The organism is Noviherbaspirillum aerium (assembly GCF_008929045.1).
Classification (GTDB): Bacteria; Pseudomonadota; Gammaproteobacteria; order Burkholderiales; family Burkholderiaceae_D; genus Noviherbaspirillum; species Noviherbaspirillum aerium.
Genome location: NZ_VFAH01000003.1, coordinates 1 through 24643, shown reverse-complemented (window position 1 = coordinate 24643; position 24643 = coordinate 1). Strand labels below are relative to the sequence as shown.

Here is a 24643-nt window from a genome sequence, read left to right as displayed (position 1 = left end):
CAATGAATGAAGTGTTGATGCGATTCGAACGCAAGGCCCCGGTTGCCTGCGAGTTGCCGGTGCTGATCAGGCCGGCCCTGGCGGGGGAGTCTCTACTGGCTGCGCTGCCGCGACTTCGCGCGGATATCGAATCCATCCTGGCAACGATCGGAGGCGTGCTGCTGCGCGGCTTCACCGTTCCCGCCGTCGAGGATTTCCGCGCCTTCGCCGCAGGTTTCGGCCATCCCCTGCTGTCGTACGAGTTTGGTTCCACGCCACGCATCGAGATGGGCGGCGGCGTCTATACCTCCACCGAATATCCTGCCCATCAGGCCATCCCCTTGCACAATGAACAGGCCTATACCCGCGAGTGGCCGATGAAGATCTGGTTTCATTGCGTGACTGCGGCGCGCGAAGGCGGTGAAACGCCGATTGCCGACAGCCGTGCCATCCTGCGCTGCATGCCCGAGGCCATACGCGCGCGCTTCGCTCCCGGCATCCTGTACGTCCGCAACTATGGCGAGTTCGACGTGCCCTGGCAAACGGTGTTCAACACCGATAGCCGTACGGAAGTCGACGCATTCTGCCGCAAGACCGGCATTCGCTGGGCGTGGAAATCCGACGGCGGCCTGCGCACCGCCCAGCTATGCCAGGCCATCGAGACGCATCCCGTGACCGGCGAGGCCGTGTGGTTCAACCAGGCTCATCTTTTTCACGTCTCCAATCTGCAGCCTGAAGTCCGCGAATCACTGGAGGAAATGCTGGGCGTCGACAATCTTCCGCGCAACACCTACTTCGCCGACGGTTCGCCCATTCCCGACGCAATACTCGATGAAGTGCGCGCCGTGCTGGATGCACAAACCGTGTCGTTCCGCTGGGAAGACGGCGACGTCATGATGCTCGACAACATGCTGGTGGCGCATGCGCGCTCACCGTTCAAGGGCCCGCGCAAGGTGGTTGTTGCGATGGCCGCACCCCACGGCAACTTGGGCAATTTCTGAACAAGCTCAACTGCAAGGTAATTCAATGACGATGCAATCCAGCTCATCCGATAACGGCTTTGTCCATCCGGGCAATTTCATCAGTTGTCTTCAGCACCTGGAAGCGATCCGGCCGGAGGATGCCGCATTGATCGTCGTCGGGGAGCATGAAGGCGAGCCTGTGGAGACGACGTTCACCTACCGCAGCTTCGCCCGCCGTGTACGGGCCGTGGCAGCCATGCTGCAGCGTCGTTTCGAGAAAGGCGATCGCATACTCATCCTGCTGGACAACGACGAGCATTATGCAATCAGCATGTTCGCCTGCTTTTATGCAGGCGTGATCGCAGTGCCAGCATTCCCTCCCGAGTCGGCCCGTCCCCAGCATCTGGCACGACTGGCGGGCATCGTTGCCGATGCGCAGGCCCGGGGCATCCTCACCGCCAGCGCGTTCCAGGTATTGGCTGGCGCCGCAGCCAGCCGGTTCGGACTGTCGGAGATCATCGCCGTCGATGAAATCGATTCCGCCGCAGATGATTGGCAAACCCGCGAACCCGCGCCCGACGATGTGGCCTTTCTGCAGTACACATCCGGTTCCACGTCCGCACCCAAGGGCGTAATGGTGACCCACCGCAACCTGATGGCCAATGAACGCGCGATTCGCGAGGGCTTGTCGATCGAAGCGGAGGACAGGTTCGGAGTGTGGTCGCCGCTGTTTCACGACATGGGCTTGATCGGCGGGTTGCTGCAGCCTTTCTACAGCGGAATTCCATGCGTGTTGTCTTCGCCGCGCTTTTTCCTGGAACGCCCGGTGCGCTGGCTGGAGATGATTTCCCGCCATCGAGTCACGATCAGCGGCGGGCCGGACTTCGCCTACCGCCTTTGCCTGGACCGGGTCAAGGACGCCCAGCTCGACGGCCTGGATCTATCGAGCTGGCGAATTGCCTATACCGGTGCCGAACCGGTCCGGCACGACACGATGGATGCCTTCATCGCGCGTTACGCCCCATTCGGTTTCGGTGCCGGCGCGGTATACCCTTGCTACGGCCTGGCGGAAGCCACGCTCTTCGTTACCGGCGGGCGTCGCGGAAGCGGCATGACGGCAGATTGTTTCCATGCCGAAGCGCTGGCGCAGCGTCTGGCCGTACCGGCGGCAGGCGGTACGGTGCTGGTGGGTTGCGGGCATGTGCCCGCCGCGCATGAAGTCAGGATCAGCGACCCCCGAACCGGGGATGCCGCCCCCTTGGCGGCGATCGGCGAGATCTGGGCGACGGGACCCAGCATCGCCGCGGGCTACTGGAACAAGCCTCGGGAAACCGCCGAGACCTTTGTCGAGCGCGATGGGCGGCGCTGGTTGCGCACCGGCGACCTCGGATTCCTCCACGATGGTCAGCTCTTCGTCGCCGGACGGCTCAAGGACATGATCATCGTACGCGGACACAACCTTTACCCCCAGGATATCGAGCGTAGCGTCGAAGCCGAGGTGGAAGCGGTGCGCAAGGGCAGGGTGGCCGCCTTCGCCGTCGAACTTGAGGGGCAGGAGGGCATAGGCGTCGCGGCGGAGGTGTCCCGCGGATTGCAAAAGCTTATTCCTCCCCGGGCACTCGGCGATGCGCTGAGCGCAGCCGTCAGCGAGCAATGCGGCGAGGCGCCGAAAGTGATCGTGCTGCTCAATCCAGGTGTGCTGCCGAAGACCTCGAGCGGCAAGCTGCAGCGGGCGGCGTGCCGCAAGGGATGGAGCGAACGCTCGCTCGATGCCTATGCCATCTTCGAAAACGGCCGTCTTGTATCCGATGAGGAGCCCGCAGACAAGCTTGCACCGGCTCTAGACGAGACAGCGCAGGCGCTCGCTTCGCTGTGGCGCGATGTGCTCGGGTCCGATGCTTCGCGGACGTTCTCACGCGATGCGCATTTCTTCGCGCTCGGCGGCAACTCCCTTGCAGCCGTGCAGCTGGCGGGGCAGATTGCGCATCGATGGACAATTGATTTTCCGCCGCGCCAGATATTTGAACAGCCGCGCCTGCAGGAACAGGCCGATGCCATTCGCCGCAGCCTGACGACAGGCATGCGGCCGGTGACTAGGATTCCCGCATTGCCTGCGGAGCGTCGCGCAACACCCTTGCCGCTTTCGCCCGCCCAGCGGCGGCAGTGGTTTCTCTGGCAGTTCGATCCGCATGGCACTGCCTACCATATCCAGGGTGCGTTGCGTATTGGCGGCGCTCTCGACGTCGAAGCCATGCGCGAGGCCATCAAGGATCTCGCGCAGCGGCATGAATCGCTGCGCACCGTTTTTCGTCAACGCCGGGACGGTGAGGTGGAGCAGATCATTCAGGCCGCCGGTGCCCTGGAGCTTCAAGTGATCGACCTGCGCACTGGCGCGGATGAGGAGCGCGAGGCGCGTACTGCCGAGTCTCTGCATGCGCTCAATGCGCAAGCCTTCGAGCTCACTTGCGGACCCCTGGCACGCGCCGCTCTCATCCGCCTGTCCGACCAGGCCCATGTGCTGTCGCTGGTCATGCATCACATCATTTCCGACGGCGCATCCATGCAAATCCTGGTGGATGAACTTGCGACGCTCTGCGCAAGTCGTCTTGCACACGAGCCAGCGCCGGCGCTACCACCGCTGCAAATCCAGTACGCCGACTATGCAGCGTGGCTGCAAGATCAGCCGGATCGGGAGGCGAACGAGCGCCAGCTGGCCTACTGGCGCGATCAACTCGCCACGCCGCCCGGTGAAGGCTCTCCGGTGCTCGCCCTGCCTACCGATCGCCCGCGCCGGCCGGTAGCCCGCTACCGCGCTGTCCGGTATCGCATCGAGCTGCCTGCTGACCTGCTGGCAGAGCTGCGCCGTCTGGGCCAGGTTCACGGCACGACGCTCTTCATGGCATTGCTGGCTGCTTGGCAGGTGCTGCTGTACCGCTACACCGGACAGCGCGACATCCGCGTCGGCGTACCGGTCGCCAATCGTTCCCGGCCCGAGCTGCAGGGCTTGGTTGGATTCTTTGTCAATACGCTGGTGCTGCGCAATCTCATCGGCGCACGGCAGAGCCTGGAACAGGTACTGGCACAGACGAGACAGGCCGCGCTCGACGGACAGGCAAACCAGGACTTGCCCTTCGAGCAGCTTGTCGAAACGCTGCAGCCCGAACGCAGCCTGGAGCACAGCCCGCTGTTCCAGGTGATGTTCAATCACCTCCAGGAAAACTACGCATCGTTTTCGCGCCGCACCGGACTCGTCGTGGAAGAACAGGCGCTGCCCGACCAGCAAGCCCAGTTCGAACTGACGCTGCAAACCCGCGAGCATGAAGACGGTCGGGTTGACGCGAGCTTTCTCTACGCGGCTGAGCTGTTCGACGCGCAGACGATTGAGCGCATGATGGGGCACTACATGACAGTGCTGCGCACCCTGGCCGAGCAGCCGCAGCAGATGGTTGGAGACATCGAGCTGGTGAGCAAAACGGAGCGCGGCCATCTGAAGCGGTGGGGCATCAACGAACAATGCTTCCCGGATGCGGAGCCGGTGCACCGCCTGTTCGAGCGGCAGGCGCAGCAACATCCCGACGCCACGGCGCTGATCTTCGGCGACGAAGCGCTGAGCTACGCGCAACTCAACCAACGCGCCAACCGCCTCGCGCACCGCCTGATCCGCCTCTGCGTCAAGCCGGAAGTGAAAGTGGGCATCGCGCTGGAACGCTCGATCGACATGGTGGCGGGCCTGCTGGCCATCCTCAAGGCCGGCGGCGCCTACGTGCCGCTCGACCCCGACTACCCGGCCGAGCGCCTGGCTCACATGATCAATGACAGCGGCATAGCGCTGCTGCTTGCACAGCACCAGGTAGTCGAGCGACTGCCGCAGCTGCAGGGCATGCCAGTCCTGCAGCTTGACGCGCTGGACCTGAGCGGCGAACCGGCACACGATCCGCAAGTCGCGCTGCATGGCGAGAACCTGGCCTACGTGATCTACACCTCCGGCTCCACCGGCAAACCCAAGGGCGCGGCCAACCGCCATTGCGCGCTTCACAACCGCCTCGCCTGGATGCAGGACGCCTACCGGCTGGATCACACCGACACCGTGCTGCAGAAAACCCCGTTCAGCTTCGATGTATCGGTCTGGGAGTTCTTCTGGCCGCTGATGACCGGCGCGCGCCTGGCCGTGGCCGCGCCGGGCGATCATCGCGATCCGGCACGCCTTGCCGAGCTCATCGAGCGGCATCAAGTCACCACGCTGCACTTTGTCCCCTCGATGCTGCAAGCCTTCCTCGCGCATGAAGGCATCGAGGCATGTGCGAGCCTGCGCCGCATCATCTGCAGCGGCGAAGCGCTGCCGGCACAAGTGCAGAACGCGGTGTTGTCGCGCCTGCCGCAAGCCGGGCTCTACAACCTGTACGGACCGACCGAGGCGGCCATCGACGTGACGCACTGGACCTGCCGCGACGACGGATGCAGCCAGGTGCCGATCGGCCAGCCGATCAGCGGCATCAAGACACTGGTGCTCGACGAGAGACTGAACCTGGCGCCGCCGGGCGTGGCGGGGGAACTGTACCTCGGCGGCATCGGCCTGGCGCGAGGCTACCTGGCAAGGGCGGGGCTGAGCGCCGAGCGCTTCGTGGCCGATCCGCACGGCACCACGGGAGAGCGGCTGTACCGCACCGGCGACCTGGTGCGCTGGAATGCGCAGGGGCAGCTGGACTACCTGGGACGGCTGGACCACCAGGTGAAGATCCGTGGCGTGCGCATCGAGCTGGGCGAGATCGAGGCGCAGCTGCTGGCGCAGGCCGAAGTGAGGGAGGCGGTAGTGGTGGCGAAGGACGATGGCGCAGGGATGCGGCTGGTGGGCTACGTGTCGGCGCATGCGGGGCAGGTGATCGAGGCATCGGCGTTGCGCGAGCGGCTGGGCCGAAGCTTGTCGGAGACCATGGTGCCGGGTGTGATCATGGTGCTGGAAGGGCTGCCGCTCAATGCCAACGGCAAGCTTGACCGCAAGGCGCTGCCGGAACCGGAGCCGGTCGGCAAGGCGGAATACGCGCCGCCGCAGGGACAGGTGGAGGAAACCCTGGCGGCGATCTGGGCCGAAGTGCTGGGCACCGGGCGGGTTGGCCGGCATGACAACTTCTTTGAGCTGGGCGGACACTCCATACTGGCTTTGCAGCTGCAGAAAGAGGTCCAGCAGCAATTCCATGTCCGCTTGCCTTTGCAGGTGTATTTCGAAACCCGGACGCTGGCCGCCTTGGCGGAAAGCTTGGCCAAGGCGATCAATGGCACCGGCGACACCAAGGACCTTGAAAAAATGACTTCCCTACTGGAACAGCTGGAGTATTGAATGCGTACTGATGAACGCGAGATCGCCTTGCGGATAGCCTCTCTTCCGCCCGAGAAGCAGGGATTCTTCCTCGGCGCCTTGAAAGCGCAAGGCATCGATTTCGGAAAGCTGCCGATCGTGCCCGCGAAGCCCGACAGCAGGAAAGTGCTTTCTTATGCCCAGGCGCGCCAGTGGTTTCTATGGCAGCTGAATCCACGGAGCACCGCGTACCACATCAGCGGTGCGCTGAGCCTGCGCGGCGAACTGGATATTGGTGCGCTGAAGGCCAGCTTCGCCGCACTGGTGGCGCGGCACGAGTCGCTGCGCACGGTATTTTGCGCCGGCAAGGACGGCCAGGCAGAGCAGATCGTCATGGACCGGATTTCCATATCCATTCATGAATTCGACTTGAGCGGGATGCAGGCCCGGGAACGTGCCGATCAGGTGCGGCTTGAGGCGATGCGGGTGCAGCAGGCGCCCTTCGATCTGGAACGCGGCCCGCTGCTGCGACTGGGATTGATCCGCGAATCCCATGATGCGCACGTGCTGGTGATGGTGATGCACCACATTGTTTCGGACGGCTGGTCGATGCAGCTGATCGTCGACGAGTTGGCTGCCCAGTACCTGGCGCGGGCGCGGGGAGAGCAGCCAGATCTGGCGGCCTTGCCGATCCAGTATGCCGACTATGCCGTTTGGCAGCGCCACTGGCTGGAAGCCGGCGAGAAGGAGCGGCAGCTCGCCTACTGGAAGACACAACTGGGCGGGGAGCACCCGGTGCTGCAACTGCCCGCGGACCATCCGCGCAGACCCGACGGACGCTACACGGCGGCGCGCCATGGCTTCGAGCTGCCGGAGGCGTTGGCGCGCGGGCTGCATGCGCGGGCGAAGGCCGAGGGCGCGACCTTGTTCATGGCGCTGCTGGCGGCGGTGCAGGTACTGCTCGCCCGCTACACCGGGCAGAACGATATCCGGGTAGGCGTACCCATCGCCAACCGTCACCGGTCGGAGACGGAAAGGCTGGTGGGCTTTTTCGTGAACACGCAAGTGCTGCGCAATGTTCTCGACCGGCGCATGAGCCTCGAACAGGTGCTCAGGCAGTCGCGGAAGGCGGCGCTGGGCGCGCAGAACCACCAGGACCTGCCGTTCGAGCAACTGGTCGAAGCGCTGCAGCCCGAGCGCAATATGGACGCCAATCCGCTGTTCCAGGTCATGGTCAACCACCAGCGGCAGGATAGGCGAGCGCTGCGGCAGCTGCCTGGCTTGAGTTTGGAGGAATATGCGTTGGAGGAGCAGGGCGCGCATGTCGAATTGGCGGTGGACTGCAGCGAGTCGGCAGACGGCGCGGTACGGGTGACATTCACCTACGCCAGGGAGCTGTTCGAGGCGGCGACGGTCGAGCGCATGGCGGAACACTACCTGGCTGTGCTGCGGGCGCTGGCAGAGCGGCCGCAGCTCGCCGTCGGCGAGGTAGCGTTGCTGGCCGAAGAAGAGCGGAAAGAGCTCGCATGCTGGGGCGTCAATGCACAGTGTTTCCCCGATGTGGAACCTGTTCATCAGCTGTTCGAGCAGCGGGCGCGGGAGCGTCCCGACGCCATCGCACTAATTTTTGGCAACGAAGTCTTGAGCTATGCGCAACTCAATCAGCGCGCCAACCGCCTGGCGCACCGGCTGATCCGCCTGGGCGTCAAGCCGGAAATGAAAGTGGGCATCGCGCTGGAGCGTTCCGTCGACATGGTGGCGGGCCTGCTGGCCATCCTCAAGGCGGGCGGCGCCTATGTGCCGCTCGACCCGGAGTATCCGGCCGACCGCCTGGCCTACATGATCGAGGACAGCGGCATAGCGCTGCTGCTCATCCAGCGCCGGATGCGCGAACACTTGCCGAGACTGGATGCGATCTCCGTTCTGGAACTCGATACGCTGGATTCGAGCGACGAACCGGCACACGATCCGCAAGTCGCGCTGCATGGCGAGAACCTGGCGTACGTGATCTACACCTCGGGTTCCACCGGCAAACCCAAGGGCGCGGCGATCCGTCACCGCGCCCTGTCCAGTTGCATGACCTGGATGCAGCAGACTTACGGCCTCACACCCGCCGACACCGTGCTGCACAAGGCGCCGTTCGGTTTCGATGTCTCGACGTGGGAGATTTTCTGGCCGCTGACGGCGGGCGTGCGGCTGGTGGTGGCCAATCCGGGCGATCAGCGGGATCCGGAGCGGATCACCGCGCTGATCCGGCAGCACCAGGTCACGACGCTGAACTTCGTGCCGGCGATGCTGCAGGCCTTCCTCGCACATGAAGGCATTGAAGTCCAGACGCGCCTGCGCTACGTGATCTGCGGCGGCGAAGCCATGCCGGCGGCCACGCAGCGCGAGGCGTTGCGCCGGCTTCAGGGCGTGAGCCTGCAAAACCTGTACGGCCCGACCGAAACCACCATCCATGTCACCCAATGGACTTGCCGCGACGACGGCCATGGCCAGGTGCCGATCGGCCGCCCCATCGCCGAGACCCGGGCCTATGTGCTGGACGAGTCCCTGGCGCTCGTGCCGCCGGGAGTGAGCGGCGAGCTGTACATCGGCGGAGAGCTGCTGGGCCGGGGTTACCTGGGGCGCGCCGGACTGACGGCGGATCGCTTCGTGGCCGACCCGTTCGACGCTGCAGGAGGGAGGTTGTATCGCACCGGCGACCTGGTGCGGTGGAATGCCGAGGGACAGTTGGAATACCTGGGACGGATAGACCACCAGGTCAAGATCCGGGGCTTGCGCATCGAGCTGGGGGAGGTGGAAGCACAGCTGCTGGCGCAGCAAGAGGTGCGCGAGGCGGTGGTGTTGGCCAGGGAAGGCATGTCGGGCACTCGGCTGGTCGGATACGTGTCGGCGAAGGCCGGCCGGAGCATCGAGCCGGCTCTCTTGCGCGAACGGCTTGGCAAGGCCTTGCCGGACTACATGGTGCCGAGCGCGATCGTGGTGCTGAAGGCGCTGCCGCTCAACGCTAACGGCAAGGTGGACCGCAAGGCGCTGCCGGAGCCCGACTATGAAAACGGTTCCGGCTACGAGCCGCCCCGGGGCGCGGTGGAGGAAACTCTTGCGCGGATCTGGGCCGAGGTGCTGGGCGTGCCGCGCGTGGGCCGGCATGACAACTTCTTTGAACTCGGCGGACATTCGCTGCTGGCGCTCAAGCTTGTGCAGAGGATGCGCGAATCCATGAGCGGAATGCGCGCCGGACTCAGGGAGCTTTTCGCGGCGCCGACGATTGCCGGGTATTGCAGCCACTGCGACGCCGGCGCACGTACGATTGGGCTCAATGCCCGCCGTGAAGGCCGGCCGCCGCTGTTTGTGGTGCACGACGGCTGGGGCAGCGTGCTCGACTACACCGCCATGGCCAATGCACTGGCCGGCAGTTACCAGCTTGTCGGCCTGCCGGTCGCGCGGCGCGAGGTGAGCGGCAATCTGCCCGACCTCGCCGCCCGGCATGCCGAGACGATCATCAGGCAGCAGCCTGACGGCCCCCACCTGATCGCCGGCTGGTCTCTCGGCGGCACGCTTGCACCGTTGATAGCGGCGCAGCTTGAAGCTCGGGGGAGGCAAGTGGCGTTCGTCGGCGCGATCGATCCCTTCGCCCCCGGCGAGCTGCTAGCAGTGCCGCCCGTACTGCGCGAGCAGCTTGTCGGTTTTCTCGCCATCCTGCTGCCGCGGCATGCCCATGCTCGGCTGCTGGCGGACAGGGAATTGCGTGCGCTGCTCGAATCCACCGGCGACGATCCCCTGGAGGTCGCGCGCCTGATCCGGCTGACGCGCAGCTGCGTTGGCGCATCCGAGTTGCATGAATACGCGGCACTGGGCGACGAAGACCTCACCGAGATGTTCTTCACCGCACGCGCACTCCAGGCGGCGGCCAGCCTGCCGTGCAAGGTGCCGGCGTTGTCAGCGCCGCTAGCCGTCTGGTGGTCGGCAAGCCGGCCGCTTGAGGATCAGGCAAGATTTGCCGCGTGGCTGCAGGCACGCAATGAGCGGGCGGCAATGACACGAAGCATCGATGCCGATCACCTGGCCATCATCCGTTCGCCCGCATTGGCGAGCCAGCTTGGCATGGCTTTAGCGCGGTTTCACTCTGACCGGCCTGCCGATCCCGGACAGGTTGCCGCCGGCACTGCGTTGTGATTCCTTGCCATGGCTTGGGCATGTCGCGTCGTCACACCTTGTTCCAGCGGCAATATGCCTCGGCCAAGGCGGGGCATGGCGAAAACGCTCTAGCAGGCCCGATCCGATAGCGGCCCTGCCTGATTGCTGATGACGTCGTCCCAGAGGGAGACAAGTTTTCGCTCCTCTTCTTTCGCCGCATCAGGCAGGAGAACATGTTCAAGAACGGACAGGCTTATACTCCATCGTAGGAATCTGTCCGGCATTTCCAGTTCGGTTCCCTCCCGTTCTTGCCTGCCATCAAAGCCAACATGCCCACTCGACACTATCGACTTGCTTGCCTGTATTCACTGCTGATAGGCAGCATGGCAAGCGGAAGCATTGCCATTGCCAGCCCCGCAAATTCTGCAAATTCTGCAAATTCTTCGTCAACTCCTGCAGCAACGGCCACGCAAAAGGCTGCCTCGAAAGCACGCGCCGAGCTTGGCGGCTTTTCAATTGACCTGACCGAGGTCACGATTGCGCAGTTCAGAACTTTGCACGCGAGCGCGGGATTGTCACCGCCGCGGAGCGTGACGGTGGCGGATTCGAATGGGGCGCCGGTTGGGAGCGCCGGCGCGGCTGGACTTATCTGGTGCCGTTCGGCAAGCCGGGGGCCGACAATGAACCCGCGGTACATCTTGCCTGGGCCGAGGCCGAAGCCTACTGCAAGTGGGCTGGCGGCTTCTTGCCAGGCAAGCAGGAATGGCAGCTTGCCGCGTACACCGAAAAGCGCCCCTCGCCGCCAAAGCCCTTCGAGCATGGACGCACCTATCCTTATCCGACGGGAGAGAATCCGGATGGCGCCAATGTGTCGAGAGATGGCGACGGCTGGGCCCGGCATGCGCCGGTCGGAAGCACGCGTGCCGGAGTCAACGGCTTGTTCGACGCCGGAGGTAATGTCTGGGAATGGCTTGCCGATGCGAACGGCGAGGAGAGGTTGACCGCCGGCGGCTCGTGGTGGTACGACTCATCCAAGATGAAGATGGATGGCATGCAGTACAAACCGGCGAAGTTTTATGCCGTCTATGTCGGGTTCCGGTGCGCGTATAAAAATTGAAGCCAGCCCCGAGTCATCCCATCGGCAATCGGATCGAGGCTTTCTTCGGCGGGCAACGCGCGCGGGTTTGAATGCCGCCTGTCAGCCTGGCCGCTCGCCAAGGCTTACCCTGCTTTAGGTGAAAGATAGCCGAAGCCTTCCGGAGAAGTCTTCAACTATCTAGTCGTGCAGCCATGCAAATGCCGCACTCGTGGCCTGGCGCGGCAATGTCTCTTGGTGAATTCCTCAGTCTCAGAACTGCATCTGCGCACTGAGCTTGATGGCGCGGGGAGCGCCTTGAATCAGGGTGCCTCTTCCACCAGCCCGCGTGATCCAATAGGCTTCATCGCTCAGGTTGTCGACATTGAGCCGCAGCGTGACTTCCTTGCCGGCCACCACCGTTTCATAACGCGCGCCCGCATCGAGCAGGGTGGCTGATCCGACGTTCCACTGGCCGTCGGCGTCCACCGGGCGCTTGCCGATGTAGCGCGCTCCCGCCGTGAAGGTCAGGGGCATGCCGGCGACGCGGTATTCGCCATAGACGCTCGCCTGCTGGCGCGCCACGCCGCGAACGCGCTTGCCGTCCAGGGTGCCGCCGCTGGTTTTCTGGTTGGTCGCATCCAGCCACAGCGCACTGGCGGTGACCAGCCACTGCCGATTCAGTCGGACGTTGCCCGACAGCTCCAATCCCTGGTAGCGCGCTTCGCCGTCCTGGTTGAACACATTGTCGGGCGTGGTGTAGGTAAGCCCCTTTTTCAGCTGGAACAAGGCTGCGCCGGCTCCCCAGTTCTTCCCTTCGGCCTTGGCGCCGACTTCAAACTGCTTGCTCACCAGCGGCGCGAACACCTCGCCGGCATTGACGGCGGTCGGCGGCGCGGTTTCGCCTTGTTCGAGGGCTTCGACGTAGCTGCCATACACCGACAAGCCCTGGAGTGGACGATAGACGGCGGCCAGCGTCGGCGTGGTCCTGCTCTTCCTGTAATCGGCGTCCGTCACTTCGAGACGGCCATGGCGCAGGCCGGCGATCAGGTCCAGATCAGGTCCGAGGTGCAGGGTGTCGGAGGCAAACAGCTCCCGCCTGCGGACGAGATTGAACTCGTTCTGCGCCTCGTCGGCCGCAACCGGACTGGTGAAGGGATTGGCAAAGTCCACCGGGTTGGCGAGATTGGCCGGCCCGCGGTGTACCGCGGACTCGTACCTGCCGCCGCCGTTCCAGGACGCTGCCTCATCGGACTTGCTGCGCGAGACGCCCAGCGTCAGGTCGTGCCGGACGGCGCCTGTCGCGAGCTTCCCGGTGACCATGGCTTGCGCATGCTGGCTTTGCAGCGAGCCGGAGAAGTTCTGCGCGAGAATCTCGTAATCGCCGCGCGCATTGGCCAGGACATCGTTCCCGCTCATGAGCTCACGGCCAAACTCTGTCGTGCGATAGGCCAGCGAGAGTTTCCAGTCGGGCACGAACTGCCAGGACAAGTCGGTGCCATAGGTGTCGTACTTCGTGTAATTGCGCCCGTAGCTTGGCGCAATGCGCGTGCTGCCGTCGACCGGCGCGGGCGGCTGGGCGTTGCCGGAAAAGCCGCCGGCCCTGGTGCCCGTTGCACTCGGTGTCACCCAGGGATAGGGCGCATTGCGCAGCTGCTCCCCGGCGAGTGCGTCGACCTGCCACACGAGGCCGGGCGTGATGCGCCAGTCCAGCGCGGCCGAGCCCGATGTGCGGCGCAGCTTGCCGTTGTCGACATAGGTATCGCCCGTTTCGCGCACCAGGTTGACCCGGTAGCCGAACGCCTCGTTGTTTCCGAAGCGTCCGCCCAGGTCGCCATGAACCAGCGCCAGGCCGCTGTCCATGATTTGCGTGCTCAGGCTGCGTACCGGTTCGGCGGTGGGCCGCTTCAACACGTAATTGACGGTGCCGCCCGGCGCGGCGAAGCCGTACAGGAAGCCGCCGGCGCCTTTCAGCACTTCGACGCGCTCCATGTGTTCGAGCGGTAGTTCATTGAACAGGGTGCCGAAGCTCATGCCGTCGAGCTTGTTGGCGTTGTACAGGTCGGCTTCGATGCCGCGGATACCCACCCAGCTTTCACCAAAGGAGCGGTCCACCATCGGCCCGATCGAAGCGTCGCCTTTCGTGAGGTCGGCGAGTGAGCGCGCCTGCTTGTTTTCCATCAGTTCCCGGGAATACACGCCGATGCTGTAAGGCGTGTCCTTGAGCGCTTTCTCGCCCAGCACGCCGACATTCGCGTTCCTGGGCCGGTAGGCGTTCTCGGCCGATCCTTCGGGGGCGGTGGCCCGGACGGTGACGGTGGGCAAGGTGGCGCCTTCCGATGCGGGTTCGACGGCTGCGCTCCTGTCCTGGGCATGGACGGCGGCGCCGGACAAGGCCATGCCCATGAGCGCGGCGCGGATGGCGTTGCCGAGCGGTGTAAGTTGAAATGGCGATTTGCGACGAGCGGGGTTTATTGTTTTCATGTGAATTGCAAGCGGGTTGAGAAGCGAGAAGCTGAATCAGTTGTCGGTTGGCGCCGGGGGATGCGGCCCGGCTCATGGTTAAGGAAGGCGAGGTGCTGTATAGATCCGGCCCGAAAATATGTTGGGCCGGATTCCCTCACCCCGGCCCTCTCGCAGAGGGAGAGGTCAGCGGCCCGAAAAAATGAACCATTGTTCGTGCCGTATCAAAAGGGATGTCGAAAGGTCCTGGCATCCGAGAGTGCGAATATCGGGACGTCGCACCGGCCGTCCCGTGACACAAGTGAGACAAGTGACACAAGGCTCATGCGCGAACCGCATGGAGCGCGCCGCCACCGGCGGGCGTAGTCGTCGGGTTGACGGTCTCCAGCGCTTCCAGGATTTCTCCGGTGCGTGTCGCTGTGATGGACAGCAGCGTGTCCGACAGGCCATGGGTGGCTTCACAGGCGCCCTGCAGGAAGATGGCCGGACGGAAGTAGGGAACGCTTTTGAGCCGGTAGCGGCGATCGGTTTCGAGGCCGTGCAGGTAGGGTGTCAGCGGCGCGAGCAGCGCTTTGTGTTGATCGCGCACATAGCCGGTTGCCAGGACCACCGCGTCGTAGCGCGCGATGACTTCACTGTCGGCGTTGACATCGTGCATGCGGAGTTCGATGCCTTCGTCGCCCGGCCGCACCTGAACGCCTTTCACCGTATGGCGGCGCAGGAAGCGATGCCGTGTTTCCCCCTTGACCTTCTGTTCGTACAGGACCTTGAAGATTTGCTCGATCAGCGCGAGATCCGGGCAGGCATAGTTGGTGTGCCGGAATTCCCGCAGCAGTTCGCCGCGCTCGGCCTCCGGGCGGCGGAACATATGGTCGACAAAATCGGGATTGAAGACTTCGTTGACGAAGGGGCTGTCGTCGGAAGGCTTGATCGCTCGAGCGCGCATGATGAGATCAACCTGCGGTGCATTGGGTCGGCCGTGCAGGTCCATGAAAATTTCCGCGGCGCTCTGGCCCGCACCGATGACGGCAATCCTTTTCGCGTTCGCATTGCCGGCGATGCCCTGCAGATAGCTGCTTGAATGGAAGATGCGCGAGTCGTCCTTGAAGGAACGGAAGCATCCGGGAATGTTGGCGCCGCCGCCGATGCTTACGACGAGATTGCGGGCAAGGCGCTCATGGATTTTTCCGGTCCCGTCGCGCGAGCGCACCCGAATCAGCGCAATTTCGCCGTCGCACTTCTCGGCAGCCAGTTCAAACACGTCTTCTCCATAGATGCATTGATCCTCGAACTGCGCGGCGGCCCAGGTCAGGTAGTCATTGAATTCGTGGCGGCTGGGGAAGAAGGTCTTGAGGTTGATGAAGTCCTGCAGGCGCTGCTTCTCATGCAGGTAATTGATGAAGGTAAAGCGGCTGGTGGGATTGCGCAGCGTGACCAGATCCTTGATGAACGATATCTGCATATGCGCCTGGTCGAGCAGCATGTTCCTGTGCCAGGCAAAGCCCGGTTGCCGTTCGATGAACAGCGGATTGATGCGGCTGCCTGCCTGCCGCTTCTCGTCCAGGGCGATGGCAAGCGCGATATTGGACGGGCCGAAGCCGATGCCGATGAGGTCGTGAATGAGCATGCTGCACTCCTTATGCTGGGCTGCTTGGTTTCACCGTATGGGTGTAGTCGGATGTGGCCGCATGAGCAGGCCGCTGATCACGGGGTCCTGCCGGCCGGGCCTGAGCGCGGCGCGCCGTATGTCGTTCTAGAGACGAATGACTTCAGGGTTTGTTTAGGGCGCTAATCGACATGCCGCCTGCCGCGTTGCGCGTCCTTGCAGCGCGTCTGCACTGTCTTCTTCGCTGCGCTTCGCCATCGTCATTTCGAGGGACGCTCTCGGTCCCTTCGTGGAACGCACGAAGGGCGCTAAACATGGAGGGGGGCAATTCGTCTTCAGTAACGAGCCTGGTGATCCGGTGTGCGCTGCAATTCCCCTGAGAGCGTTCCAGGAGACGCGGTGGTGCGCAATGATGTGCTCGCCCGCACCGGTCGCGCTTGGCGTTCCTGAAAATTTTATGGTGATTGCGCAAGACATGTCGAAGACTAAACTCGTCTATATCTGGTCATTAAGAAATGCCGCTGCCGACAAGGCCGGGCAGCACATCGAGTACAGGGGAGAGCGGAGGTACATGAAGTCGCCGCTTGAATACCTGGTTGAGGCCTTGAACGAGACGAAACTGGGGGATGCCTATTCTCTCGATGCGGTGATCTTCGACGATGACGAGGAATCGGCGCGCGACCGGGAGAAGCTCGGCGAGTACGGCTTCACCTGCAGACCGAACGGGCAGTGGTTCTATCCGCCAGATCTCCAAGTGCAGGGGAAGCGGGTGAACCATCTTCTCCGCGCCGTCCCCTCGACTTACCGCAGACTTCCCCTGGATGCACGTGAGCGGCGAGCCGGCAAGAGCCGCTTCGAGGCCCGCCTGCTGGACACGCTGCAATCCATCGGCGCGGAACTCGTCGTGCTGGATGGATTGCTGGTCATCCTCGATGAGCTTGTCCGCCCCGGCGCCCCCTTCCACCGCAGGATCGTCAACATCCACCCCGGCATCACCCGCCTGGAATCGCCCTACGAGCGCCGCGGCGCCTACGCGACGCTGGATGCGCTATACGGTGCGAAAGGCCTGAAGGTGGTGAACTGGGAAACGATGGAAACCAGACCCGTGCCGGCGGTGGACAGGACGGGCGCGTCTTTCCATTACGTGGACAACGGCATTGATTCCGGTGAAGTGATCGCCGACGTGCTCAATACCAGGATCAGCCCGCAGGACACCATCCTGGAGCTGCGCTGGAACAATTTCAACAATAGCCTTTTCCCGGCGCTGCAACAGGGCCTGGAGCAGCTCGCGGGCATCTGAAGCGGACGGGATGCGGAACTCATGATGAATCGATTGCAGGGCTCTCAATTGCAAGAAACTCAATGGCAGGCGCTGTCCAGGCGAAGCATCGTTCTGGCCTTTTCACTCGGACTTTCCCTTTTCGCCAGCGACTCGCTGGCCCGCAGCGACAGCGTTTCTTCCGCCACACAGATGACGGACGGTGTCGAGATTCGCCGCACGACCGACGGCATTCCGCACCTGCGCGCAGGCAACTGGCGCGACCTCGGTACCGGCGTCGGTTATGTGCAGGCACAGGATGCGCTGTGCACACTGGCCGAAGCCTTCGTGACTTACGAAGGGCGGCGCGCCTGGTTCTTCGGCGCCGAAGCGCGTCCGGCGCGCGACTCCACCTTTGGCAGGCCGAAGAACATCGACCTGGATTTCTTTTTCCGGTCCTTCGCCGACGAAACCTTGCCGGCCCGCTACCGGAGCCAGCATCCCCCGGAGCTTAACGACCTGATCGACGGCTATGCCGCCGGCTACAACCGCTACCTTGCCGACGCCCGCGCCGGCCGGGTTCGTGACGAAGGCCGGACCTGCCTGAACGAACCCTGGGTCCGCGCCATCACGTCGAACGACATCTACCGGCGCATCTACTCCGCCCAGATCGCCGCCGGCTATTCGCGTTTCATTGCGGAGATCGCGAATGCCAGACCTGCCGGTGGAACGGTCACGCCGGCCGCCGGCGCGGTATCCGACCCCGGCGATGCCGCCGCCTTGCGCGCCAGGCTCGCACAACAGGTCGGCGAACAACCCGGCCTCGGCAGCAACATGCTCGCCTTCGGCCAGCAGGCCACGGGCGAGAAAGGGGCGGTGCTGTTCGGCAATCCGCACTGGTACTGGGGCGGTCCCGACCGTTTCTACCAGATGCATCTGACGATTCCCGGCCGCCTCAATGTCGCAGGCGTGGCTTTTCTCGGCGTGCCGGTCATCATGATCGGATTCAACGAGCATGTTGCATGGAGCCATACCGTGTCGGCCGCACGTCGCTTCGGCCTGTTCGATCTCACGCTGGACGCGAAGGATCCGACCCGCTACCGTATCGACGGAAAGACGGAACCGATGTCTGCCCGCGAGGTAAACATCGACACGCGGGGCGAGGATGGCGGCGTACGTCGCATCACGCGCACCCTCTATCGAACACGCTTCGGTCCGGTGGTGGACCTGAGTACGCACGATGCCGCCTTCGGCTGGAGCAAGACCCGCGCGCTGGCCCTGCGCGACGTCAACGCGGAGAACTTCCGCATCTTCCGCAACTTCTTTTACTGGAACCAGGCCAGGTCGCTCGATGAATTCATCGCCATCCAGCGCCGGGAAGCGGCGGTGCCCTGGGTGAACACGGCGGCGATCGGCCGCGGTGACGGGCGCGTCTGGTACGGCGACGTGGGAGCGGCGCCCAACGTCCCGGACGATCTGCGCAAGGCATGCATGACACCGCTGGCGTCAGGCTTTGCGCGCATCGATCCATTGACGCCTTTCCTCGATGCCAGCCGCTCCGCATGCGACTGGCGGTCCGACCCCGCTGCCGTCCAGCCGGGCGCCATGCCGGCATCCGCCCAGCCCTGGCTGCTGCGCGAAGATTATGTCGCCAACATGAACGACAGCTATTGGCTCAGCAACGCACACCAGCCGCTGGAAGGCTTTCCCTCCGTGCTCGGCGGCGAGAGAATGCCGTTGGAACTGCGCGGACGACTGGGGCACCGGATCGCACTCGATCTGCTGCGCAAACCGCCCGGCTCGACAGCCATCCTCAGCCGTCGCCTGATGTCCGAGGTGCTGACGCCGCGCGCGTATTCCGCCGAGCTGTTCAAGGAGGAACTGCTTGCCCAGGCCTGCCTGTCTGAGGAAGTGGAACTCGCGCCCGACACCCTCAAGGAAATGGACTCCGGCGATGCCGCACAACCGCCTGTCGCTCGCAAGTTCAATATCGCCGAAGCCTGCCGCGTTCTCCGGCGCTGGTCGAACCAGGCCGATGCCGAAGATCGAGGCGCCTTGCTGTGGGAGGCATTCTGGACCCAGCTGCGGACAATGCAAGCTGACGGATTCTACCGGGTGCCGTTTTCCAGCAATGCGCCGCTGGACACGCCCCGCAAGCCGCAAATGGAGGGCACCCGCGCAGCACAGGCGCTGGCCGCCGCCGTGCTGGCACTGAAAGCCGAAGGAGTGGAGCCGGATGCGCCGCTCGGCAGCCGGCGCTTCGTCGAAAGCGGCGGGCAACGCTTGCCGATCTATGGCGGATGCCATTCAGCCGGATACTTCACCGTGGCCTGCAGCCATGACGGCAGCCACCGGCTCGGACCGGACACATTGGCGAACAGCTATCTTCAGGTGGTACGCTTCTGCGCCGAAGGCGCGGAGGCCCATACGCTACTCGCGCATGGCCAGGATGAATCCGCGGTGGCCAATGGACGGGGGAGCGAACCGGTTGCCCGCTATGCGCGCAAGGAGTGGTTGCGGTTTCCGTTCCGGGAAGCAGACATCGCACGTGATCCCGCGCTTGCACGGACAGTTCTTCGACCTTAATACCTATGGGAGCGGCTGGCGTATCGTCAGCCACACCCACTAGTGTCGTCGCCATGGCACGGGAAGATGTTTGCGCAAGCAGCCCGCGGGACATGGCGGTTTGCAAGGCACCGTTGCAACGGTGAATCAAGGCGGATAGAAACGGTTATCAACTGCTCGCATGGCTAAGGGAGGGCTGCTACTTCCGATATCGCGGCGCCAGCGGACAGACGCCGCAGTACACCTCGCCCGGCAAGCGGTAAATCAGGCAGCACTGCCGGTGCAGCCTGACGGTGACAGCCTCGCCGTTCTCGATGCGCAGGGCTTCGCGCCGCCGGCCGTAAAGAGGGTTGGCCCGCCCGTCAGGCCATGTCGTTTCCTGCAACAGCGCCTGCCGGTCGGCGACGACATGGGCCGCCTTGTTGGTCAGCAGCATTGCCTGGTCGAGAATCAGTTCCAGATACCGTGCGGCGTTACCCCACAGGATTTTGGATGGCAAGCCCGTCAGGCGGCATAGGGCGGCAAACAGCGGATCAAGGTGATGCCACAGCAGCGTGTCGTAGCGCGCGGCGGCGGATTCATCTGCCACCGATATTCCTTCGTGCGTAATGTGAAAGCGGACCGGCATGCTGGTGGCGTCGAGTTCGACCGCTATTCCACGGGGATGTACAGGAAATCCGTGCCGCAATATGCTCGCCGCGGCCACAACCGGTGGCAGCAAGGCCCACAGGTATTCCAGGCTCCAGACGGAAGCCACAGCCCGCAGGTCCTTGCCCGTGACGCCGCGATGGTGCGCATGTAATCGAATCGCCTCTCCCAGTTCCATCCCGTCCCGAATCAGCCGAGAGATCGGGACCGTGTCGCATGGCCATTGCGGAGCGCAGGCGAGTGTCTCCCCGTAGGGCATCCACTCACCCTGAAACAAGGGCATGAGAAGCGGAATCACGGCAAGTTCTCCTGATCGGGGCATGATGGTGGAAGCTTGATCGCCCCCCTCATCATGACGGCTCGGCCTGCGCGATGTTTATCCAGGAGTGCCTGTCAACATGACGATGGCAAGGCGCACCGGCGAAGACAGCACGGATCTGCGGCAAGGAAGCGCAATCCGGCAAGCGGCGTGTCGACAGGCACTCTAAACAAACCATCTTCCCGCTCGTCTTCGATGTATCAGTTCCGGATACGCCGCATATCGCATATCCAATGCCGCAAATGTGCCCGAAGCTGGCAAAGCCTTCCCTTGACTTTCCCGGAGCGATTCGCCCTTGCTTGCCTACCTGATCCAACAATCGCGCTACCTGCTGAGCGCCGCCGCGCTGGCCAGCATCGCAAGCGGCATCTGCAGCGTGCTGCTCGTTACGCAGATCAATGCCGTCCTCACGGCAGCTTCCTTCACCGATAGCACGGCGCTTGCCTGGCGCTTTACCGCCGTGGCAGTGGCGGCGATGCTGACCCGCATGCTTTCGTCGGTCCTGTTCGAGCGACTGAGCCAGCGTGCCCACGCCGATCTGCGCCAGTTCATCTCGGCCCGCGTGGTGACCGCAGAATTCCGCAGGCTTGAAGAGATCGGCGGCCCCAGGGTGCACTCCGCATTGTCCGAGCACAGCGCCCGCGTCGCCGAGTTCTTCGTCAGTTTTCCGGCAATCCTGGTCAATGCCGTTATCGTTGCCGGATGCCTGATTTACATGGCCTGGTTGTCGTGGCAGGTATTTTTGGCAGCCGTGGTCGTGATCGGCCTGGGGTCGCTGGGCTACCATCTTGCGCATCTGAAGGCGATCCGGCACCTGGGTGCGGCCTCCAAGGAGCAGGACCGGTTGTTCGACCATTTCCGTTCGCTGGTCGACGGCGCCAAGGAGCTGCGGCTGAATGCCGCCAAGCGCGCACGCTTTTCCCGGGATGTGCTGGGAGCTTCCATCGAGAAGGTGCGGCGTGAACGAACGTTTGGCATGTCGCTGTTCTCCGCATCCATCGCCTGGGGCAACTTTCTTGTCTATGCCTTCATCGGACTGGTACTGTTCGTGCTGGTGGGCGACGTACCCGAACGCGCCCGGGTCATCACAGGCTTTGCACTGGTCTTCGTCTACATGGTGGTGCCGCTGGAAAGCCTGCTGCTGGCGCTGCCACGGGCGAACCTGGCCAGGGTGTCGGGTGCGCAGATCGACGAGATCACGCAGCAGCTGGAACAGGCTGGACGCACTGCGCCGACAGATGCCGCGCCGCGTTTGAAACATCTCGTGCTGCAAGGGGTTGCCCATCGCTATTACCATGAAGGCGTGGACGCCCTGTTCGCGCTCGGGCCGGTAAACCTGGACTTCGTGCCTGGCCAGATTACCTATCTGGTGGGCGGAAACGGCAGCGGCAAGACTTCGCTCGCCAAGCTGCTGGCGGGACTGTACCGGCCGGAGCAGGGCGCCATCCTGTTCAACGGCGTGCCGGTGACCGATGCGAACCGCGATAGTTACCGGCAGCTTTTCTCGGCGATCTTCTCTGACTTTCATCTGTTCGACCAGCTGCTCGACGGCGCTTCCGCCGAACTCGATACGCAGGCCAATGCCTTGATCGCCAGGCTCTGCCTGCAGCACAAGGTGCAGGTCCGTAATGGCGCATTCACCACGCGGGCATTGTCGCAAGGCCAGCGCAAGCGCCTGGCGCTGGTGGTTGCCTACCTCGAAGACCGGCCCTTCCTGCTGTTCGATGAGTGGGCGGCCGACCAGGACCCGCTATTTAAGGAAGTGTTCTACCGCGAGCTGCTTCCCGAATTGAAGGCCAGGGGCAAGGCGGTTCTCGTCATCTCGCACGACGACCGCTATTTCCATCTCGCCGACCGCCTGATGCGGATGGAGAACGGGCAGGTGGTGTCGATCGAGACGCAGGAGCATTCCTCGCTGCCGCAGGCCGTCAACCTGACTGCGGCGCCATGATGCGCACCGAACCTGGCCGGTCCGCCGGCCGACGCTGGCGCATCGATCGTGCGCTGCTCGTGCTAGTCCATCGCTGGACAGGGCTGGTGCTGGCCGGCTTCCTGCTGCTCGCCGGTTTGACAGGCGCGCTGCTGGCATGGAACAACGAGCTCGAAGCTGCTTTCAGTCCTGACTTGTTCATCGCGCCGCCGCCATCAGCCGACGCAGTCATGCTGGATCCGCTGGTACTGCGAGAGCGGGTACAGGCCGCCTATCCGCAGGCACTCGCCGCCAGGGTCAGCCTTGAGACCCGGCCGGACAGATCATCATTGTTCCGGCTGTCCACACGGCCGGATGCTGGCAACGGCGCTGCCGCCGAACTGCCGAACGATCAAGTGTTCGTCAACCCGTACACCGGCGCCGTGCTGGGCGAACGCAAGTGGGGCGACATCAGTCAGGGCATGAAAAACCTGATGCCTTTCATTTACCGTCTTCACTATACGCTGGCACTCGGTACGGTCGGGAGCTATCTCCTCGGCATCGTCGCGTTGCTGTGGACGCTCGATTGCTTCGTGGGCGCATACCTTACGTTTCCAGCCTCGCAACACCGCCAGGAGCGCCAGCGGTCAGCGGCCGCATCAGTGACCGCCGCAGTCGATCCTTCCCGCAAGCCGGCGAAATCATGGTTCGCCCGCTGGTGGCCGTCATGGAAGGTGCGCTGGCGCGGCGGCGCCTACAAGCTCAAGCTCGACCTGCATCGCGCCGGCGGGCTATGGCCCTGGGCCATGCTGTTCGTGCTCGCATGGAGCGGTGTCGGGTTCAATCTCACCACGGTATATGACCCGGTAATGAAAGCGCTTTTTGCGCACCAGCCGGAAGGTGCCGGACTGTCGAAGCCAGGCCGCCCCGGGTTTTCTCCGGTTATCGACTGGGAAGCTGCGCGCGACACCGGCCGCCGCATCATGGCCAAGCAGGCGCAAACGCATGGCTTTACCGTGCTCGGCGAAGACATGTTGGTGCATGACCCGTTGCAGGGCGTCTACCGCTACGTCGTAAGAAGCAATCGCGACATCCTCGATCAGGGCGGCTGGACCAGCGTCGTGTTCGATGCCGATACTGGCGAACTCAAGAGCCTGTGGCTGCCCACCGGCGCGGCGAACGGGGACACCGTGCGTACATGGCTCACCAGTCTGCACATGGCCATCGTCTGGGGAATCCCCTTCAAGACATTTATGACCCTGCTTGGGCTGGGCGTGGCGATGCTCAGCGTGACCGGCGTGCTGATCTGGCGAAAAAAATGGCAGGGACGGCATCACCTGCTTGAGCGCAAGGCAATGATGCCGGCTGCCGCCAGTGCGCCATCCGCATCCGGAAAATTAGGGTGAAGGGGAGGGCGGTGGAGCGGCGATCCTGCATGCGGCGCTAGCGTCGCTGCGCTTACCTCCTTCCTGCCAGCGCCTGTTCAATTCATCGCCATCACAGAAGCAAGAAACTCAAGCTTGTTGCAATACAGGCAATTTCTCGTGTTACTATCCCTGCAACTTTTAAGTTGCTTTTTATTTAACTTCTGGCTGACTCATACCGATGGTCAGGCTCTCGGAAGGCAATACCGCCGGAGAAACACATGTCGCTCAAGCCTTTCGATGATCCCGAACAGGACCCGCTCAAGGGCCTCGTTCCTTCATTGCCATCATCAGCATCGCCCCTGTCGTCGCTCACCGCACTCGCCGCAAACGCCGCAGCCCTCAACGGCACAGTGCCCAAGGAACTGCAGCTCGCCTCCTCGGCCCTGCAAGCCGATACACCCGGCAGCGCCCTGCAGCACGGCCTGCAAGCCGCCTCCCGCCTCAACCCCGACATCGCCAGGGCCGCCCAGGCCGCCAGCCTTGCGCAGCAAGCCGCCGAAGCACTCCACATCGCCGGCCACCCGCTGCACGGCCAGGCCATCCGTGACTTCGCCAGCCCCATCGCTCCTTTCTTCCCCACCTTCGCTTCCACCGAACATGCGGAAGAGACCGGCAGCTCTGCGCAGGACACCCTGGCCGCCCTCGCCGCAGCCGCCATCCCCCATTTCACCGACAGCAACCGCCTGCTGCGCTTCTATTCCCCGCTGTCCTCCGACAAGACCCTCCTCATCGACACGCTCCACGCCCAGGCCGGTCTCTCCGAAGGCTTCCACCTGCGCCTGCAGCTGCTCTCCACCCATGCCGGCATCGAACTCAAGGAACTCATGGGCAGGAACGTCACCGTCGGCATCGAGCAGGACGACGGCAGCGAACACTACCTCAACGGCTACATCCATCACTTCGCCTTCACCCATGCCGACGGCGGCTTCGCCTTCTACCAGGCCGAAGTGCTGCCCTGGATGTCGTTTCTCACCCACCGCGTCAACTGCCGCATCTTCC

General features: G+C 63.7%; 12 protein-coding genes. 9 read left to right on the top strand and 3 right to left on the bottom strand.

Annotated elements, in window-relative coordinates; translation table 11 throughout:
* Nucleotides 1-2: 2 nt before the first annotated feature.
* The 4 genes from FH061_RS05950 to FH061_RS05935 all read left to right on the top strand — a co-directional run bounded on the left by FH061_RS05950 (nucleotide 3) and on the right by FH061_RS05935 (nucleotide 11491).
* Nucleotides 3-980 (top strand): TauD/TfdA family dioxygenase, encoded by a 978-nt coding sequence (locus FH061_RS05950; protein WP_151634009.1) that lies wholly within the window; start codon nucleotides 3-5, stop codon nucleotides 978-980.
* A gap of 25 nt (nucleotides 981-1005) precedes the next feature.
* A complete protein-coding gene (locus tag FH061_RS05945) occupies nucleotides 1006-6276 on the top strand; it encodes a non-ribosomal peptide synthetase (RefSeq protein WP_151634008.1) in 5271 nt (1756 codons plus the stop codon).
* On the top strand, nucleotides 6277-10413 hold the full coding sequence (locus FH061_RS05940; protein ID WP_151634006.1) for a non-ribosomal peptide synthetase: 4137 nt from the start codon (nucleotides 6277-6279) through the stop codon (nucleotides 10411-10413).
* Nucleotides 10414-11026: 613 nt separating this feature from the next.
* Nucleotides 11027-11491 carry a formylglycine-generating enzyme family protein gene (locus FH061_RS05935; RefSeq protein WP_404822426.1) on the top strand — a complete coding sequence of 155 codons (465 nt, stop codon included), beginning with the start codon at nucleotides 11027-11029 and terminating at the stop codon, nucleotides 11489-11491.
* A gap of 231 nt (nucleotides 11492-11722) precedes the next feature.
* Here the strand turns inward: FH061_RS05935 and FH061_RS05930 are convergent, their stop codons facing one another.
* Nucleotides 11723-13933: a TonB-dependent siderophore receptor gene (locus FH061_RS05930; protein WP_151634004.1), complete on the bottom strand. Its 2211-nt coding sequence runs from the start codon at nucleotides 13931-13933 to the stop codon at nucleotides 11723-11725.
* Nucleotides 13934-14234: 301 nt separating this feature from the next.
* A complete protein-coding gene (locus tag FH061_RS05925) occupies nucleotides 14235-15539 on the bottom strand; it encodes a lysine N(6)-hydroxylase/L-ornithine N(5)-oxygenase family protein (protein WP_151634002.1) in 1305 nt (434 codons plus the stop codon).
* 454 nt (nucleotides 15540-15993) lie between these two features.
* Here FH061_RS05925 and FH061_RS05920 point away from each other — a divergent pair, with 454 nt between their 5' ends.
* Together FH061_RS05920 and FH061_RS05915 are read left to right on the top strand one after the other, a co-directional pair.
* Nucleotides 15994-16818 carry a N(5)-hydroxyornithine transformylase PvdF gene (locus tag FH061_RS05920; RefSeq protein ID WP_151634000.1) on the top strand — a complete coding sequence of 275 codons (825 nt, stop codon included), beginning with the start codon at nucleotides 15994-15996 and terminating at the stop codon, nucleotides 16816-16818.
* A gap of 48 nt (nucleotides 16819-16866) precedes the next feature.
* Nucleotides 16867-19362 (top strand): penicillin acylase family protein, encoded by a 2496-nt coding sequence (locus FH061_RS05915; protein ID WP_225984510.1) that lies wholly within the window; start codon nucleotides 16867-16869, stop codon nucleotides 19360-19362.
* Nucleotides 19363-19540: 178 nt separating this feature from the next.
* On the opposite strand, the gene fhuF is transcribed toward FH061_RS05915, so the two are convergent.
* Nucleotides 19541-20287: a siderophore-iron reductase FhuF gene (gene fhuF / locus FH061_RS05910; protein WP_192804941.1), complete on the bottom strand. Its 747-nt coding sequence runs from the start codon at nucleotides 20285-20287 to the stop codon at nucleotides 19541-19543.
* A gap of 316 nt (nucleotides 20288-20603) precedes the next feature.
* Here fhuF and FH061_RS05905 point away from each other — a divergent pair, with 316 nt between their 5' ends.
* The 3 genes from FH061_RS05905 to FH061_RS05895 form a co-directional block, all read left to right on the top strand.
* Nucleotides 20604-22259, top strand: a complete 1656-nt coding sequence (locus FH061_RS05905) for a cyclic peptide export ABC transporter (RefSeq protein WP_151633996.1) — start codon at nucleotides 20604-20606, stop codon at nucleotides 22257-22259.
* Nucleotides 22256-23623, top strand: a complete 1368-nt coding sequence (locus FH061_RS05900) for a PepSY-associated TM helix domain-containing protein (RefSeq protein ID WP_225984509.1) — start codon at nucleotides 22256-22258, stop codon at nucleotides 23621-23623. The genes FH061_RS05905 and FH061_RS05900 overlap by 4 nt, the downstream gene beginning before the upstream one ends.
* A gap of 239 nt (nucleotides 23624-23862) precedes the next feature.
* A partial coding sequence (locus FH061_RS05895; RefSeq protein ID WP_264158728.1) for a contractile injection system protein, VgrG/Pvc8 family occupies nucleotides 23863-24643 on the top strand: 781 nt, incomplete at its 3' end.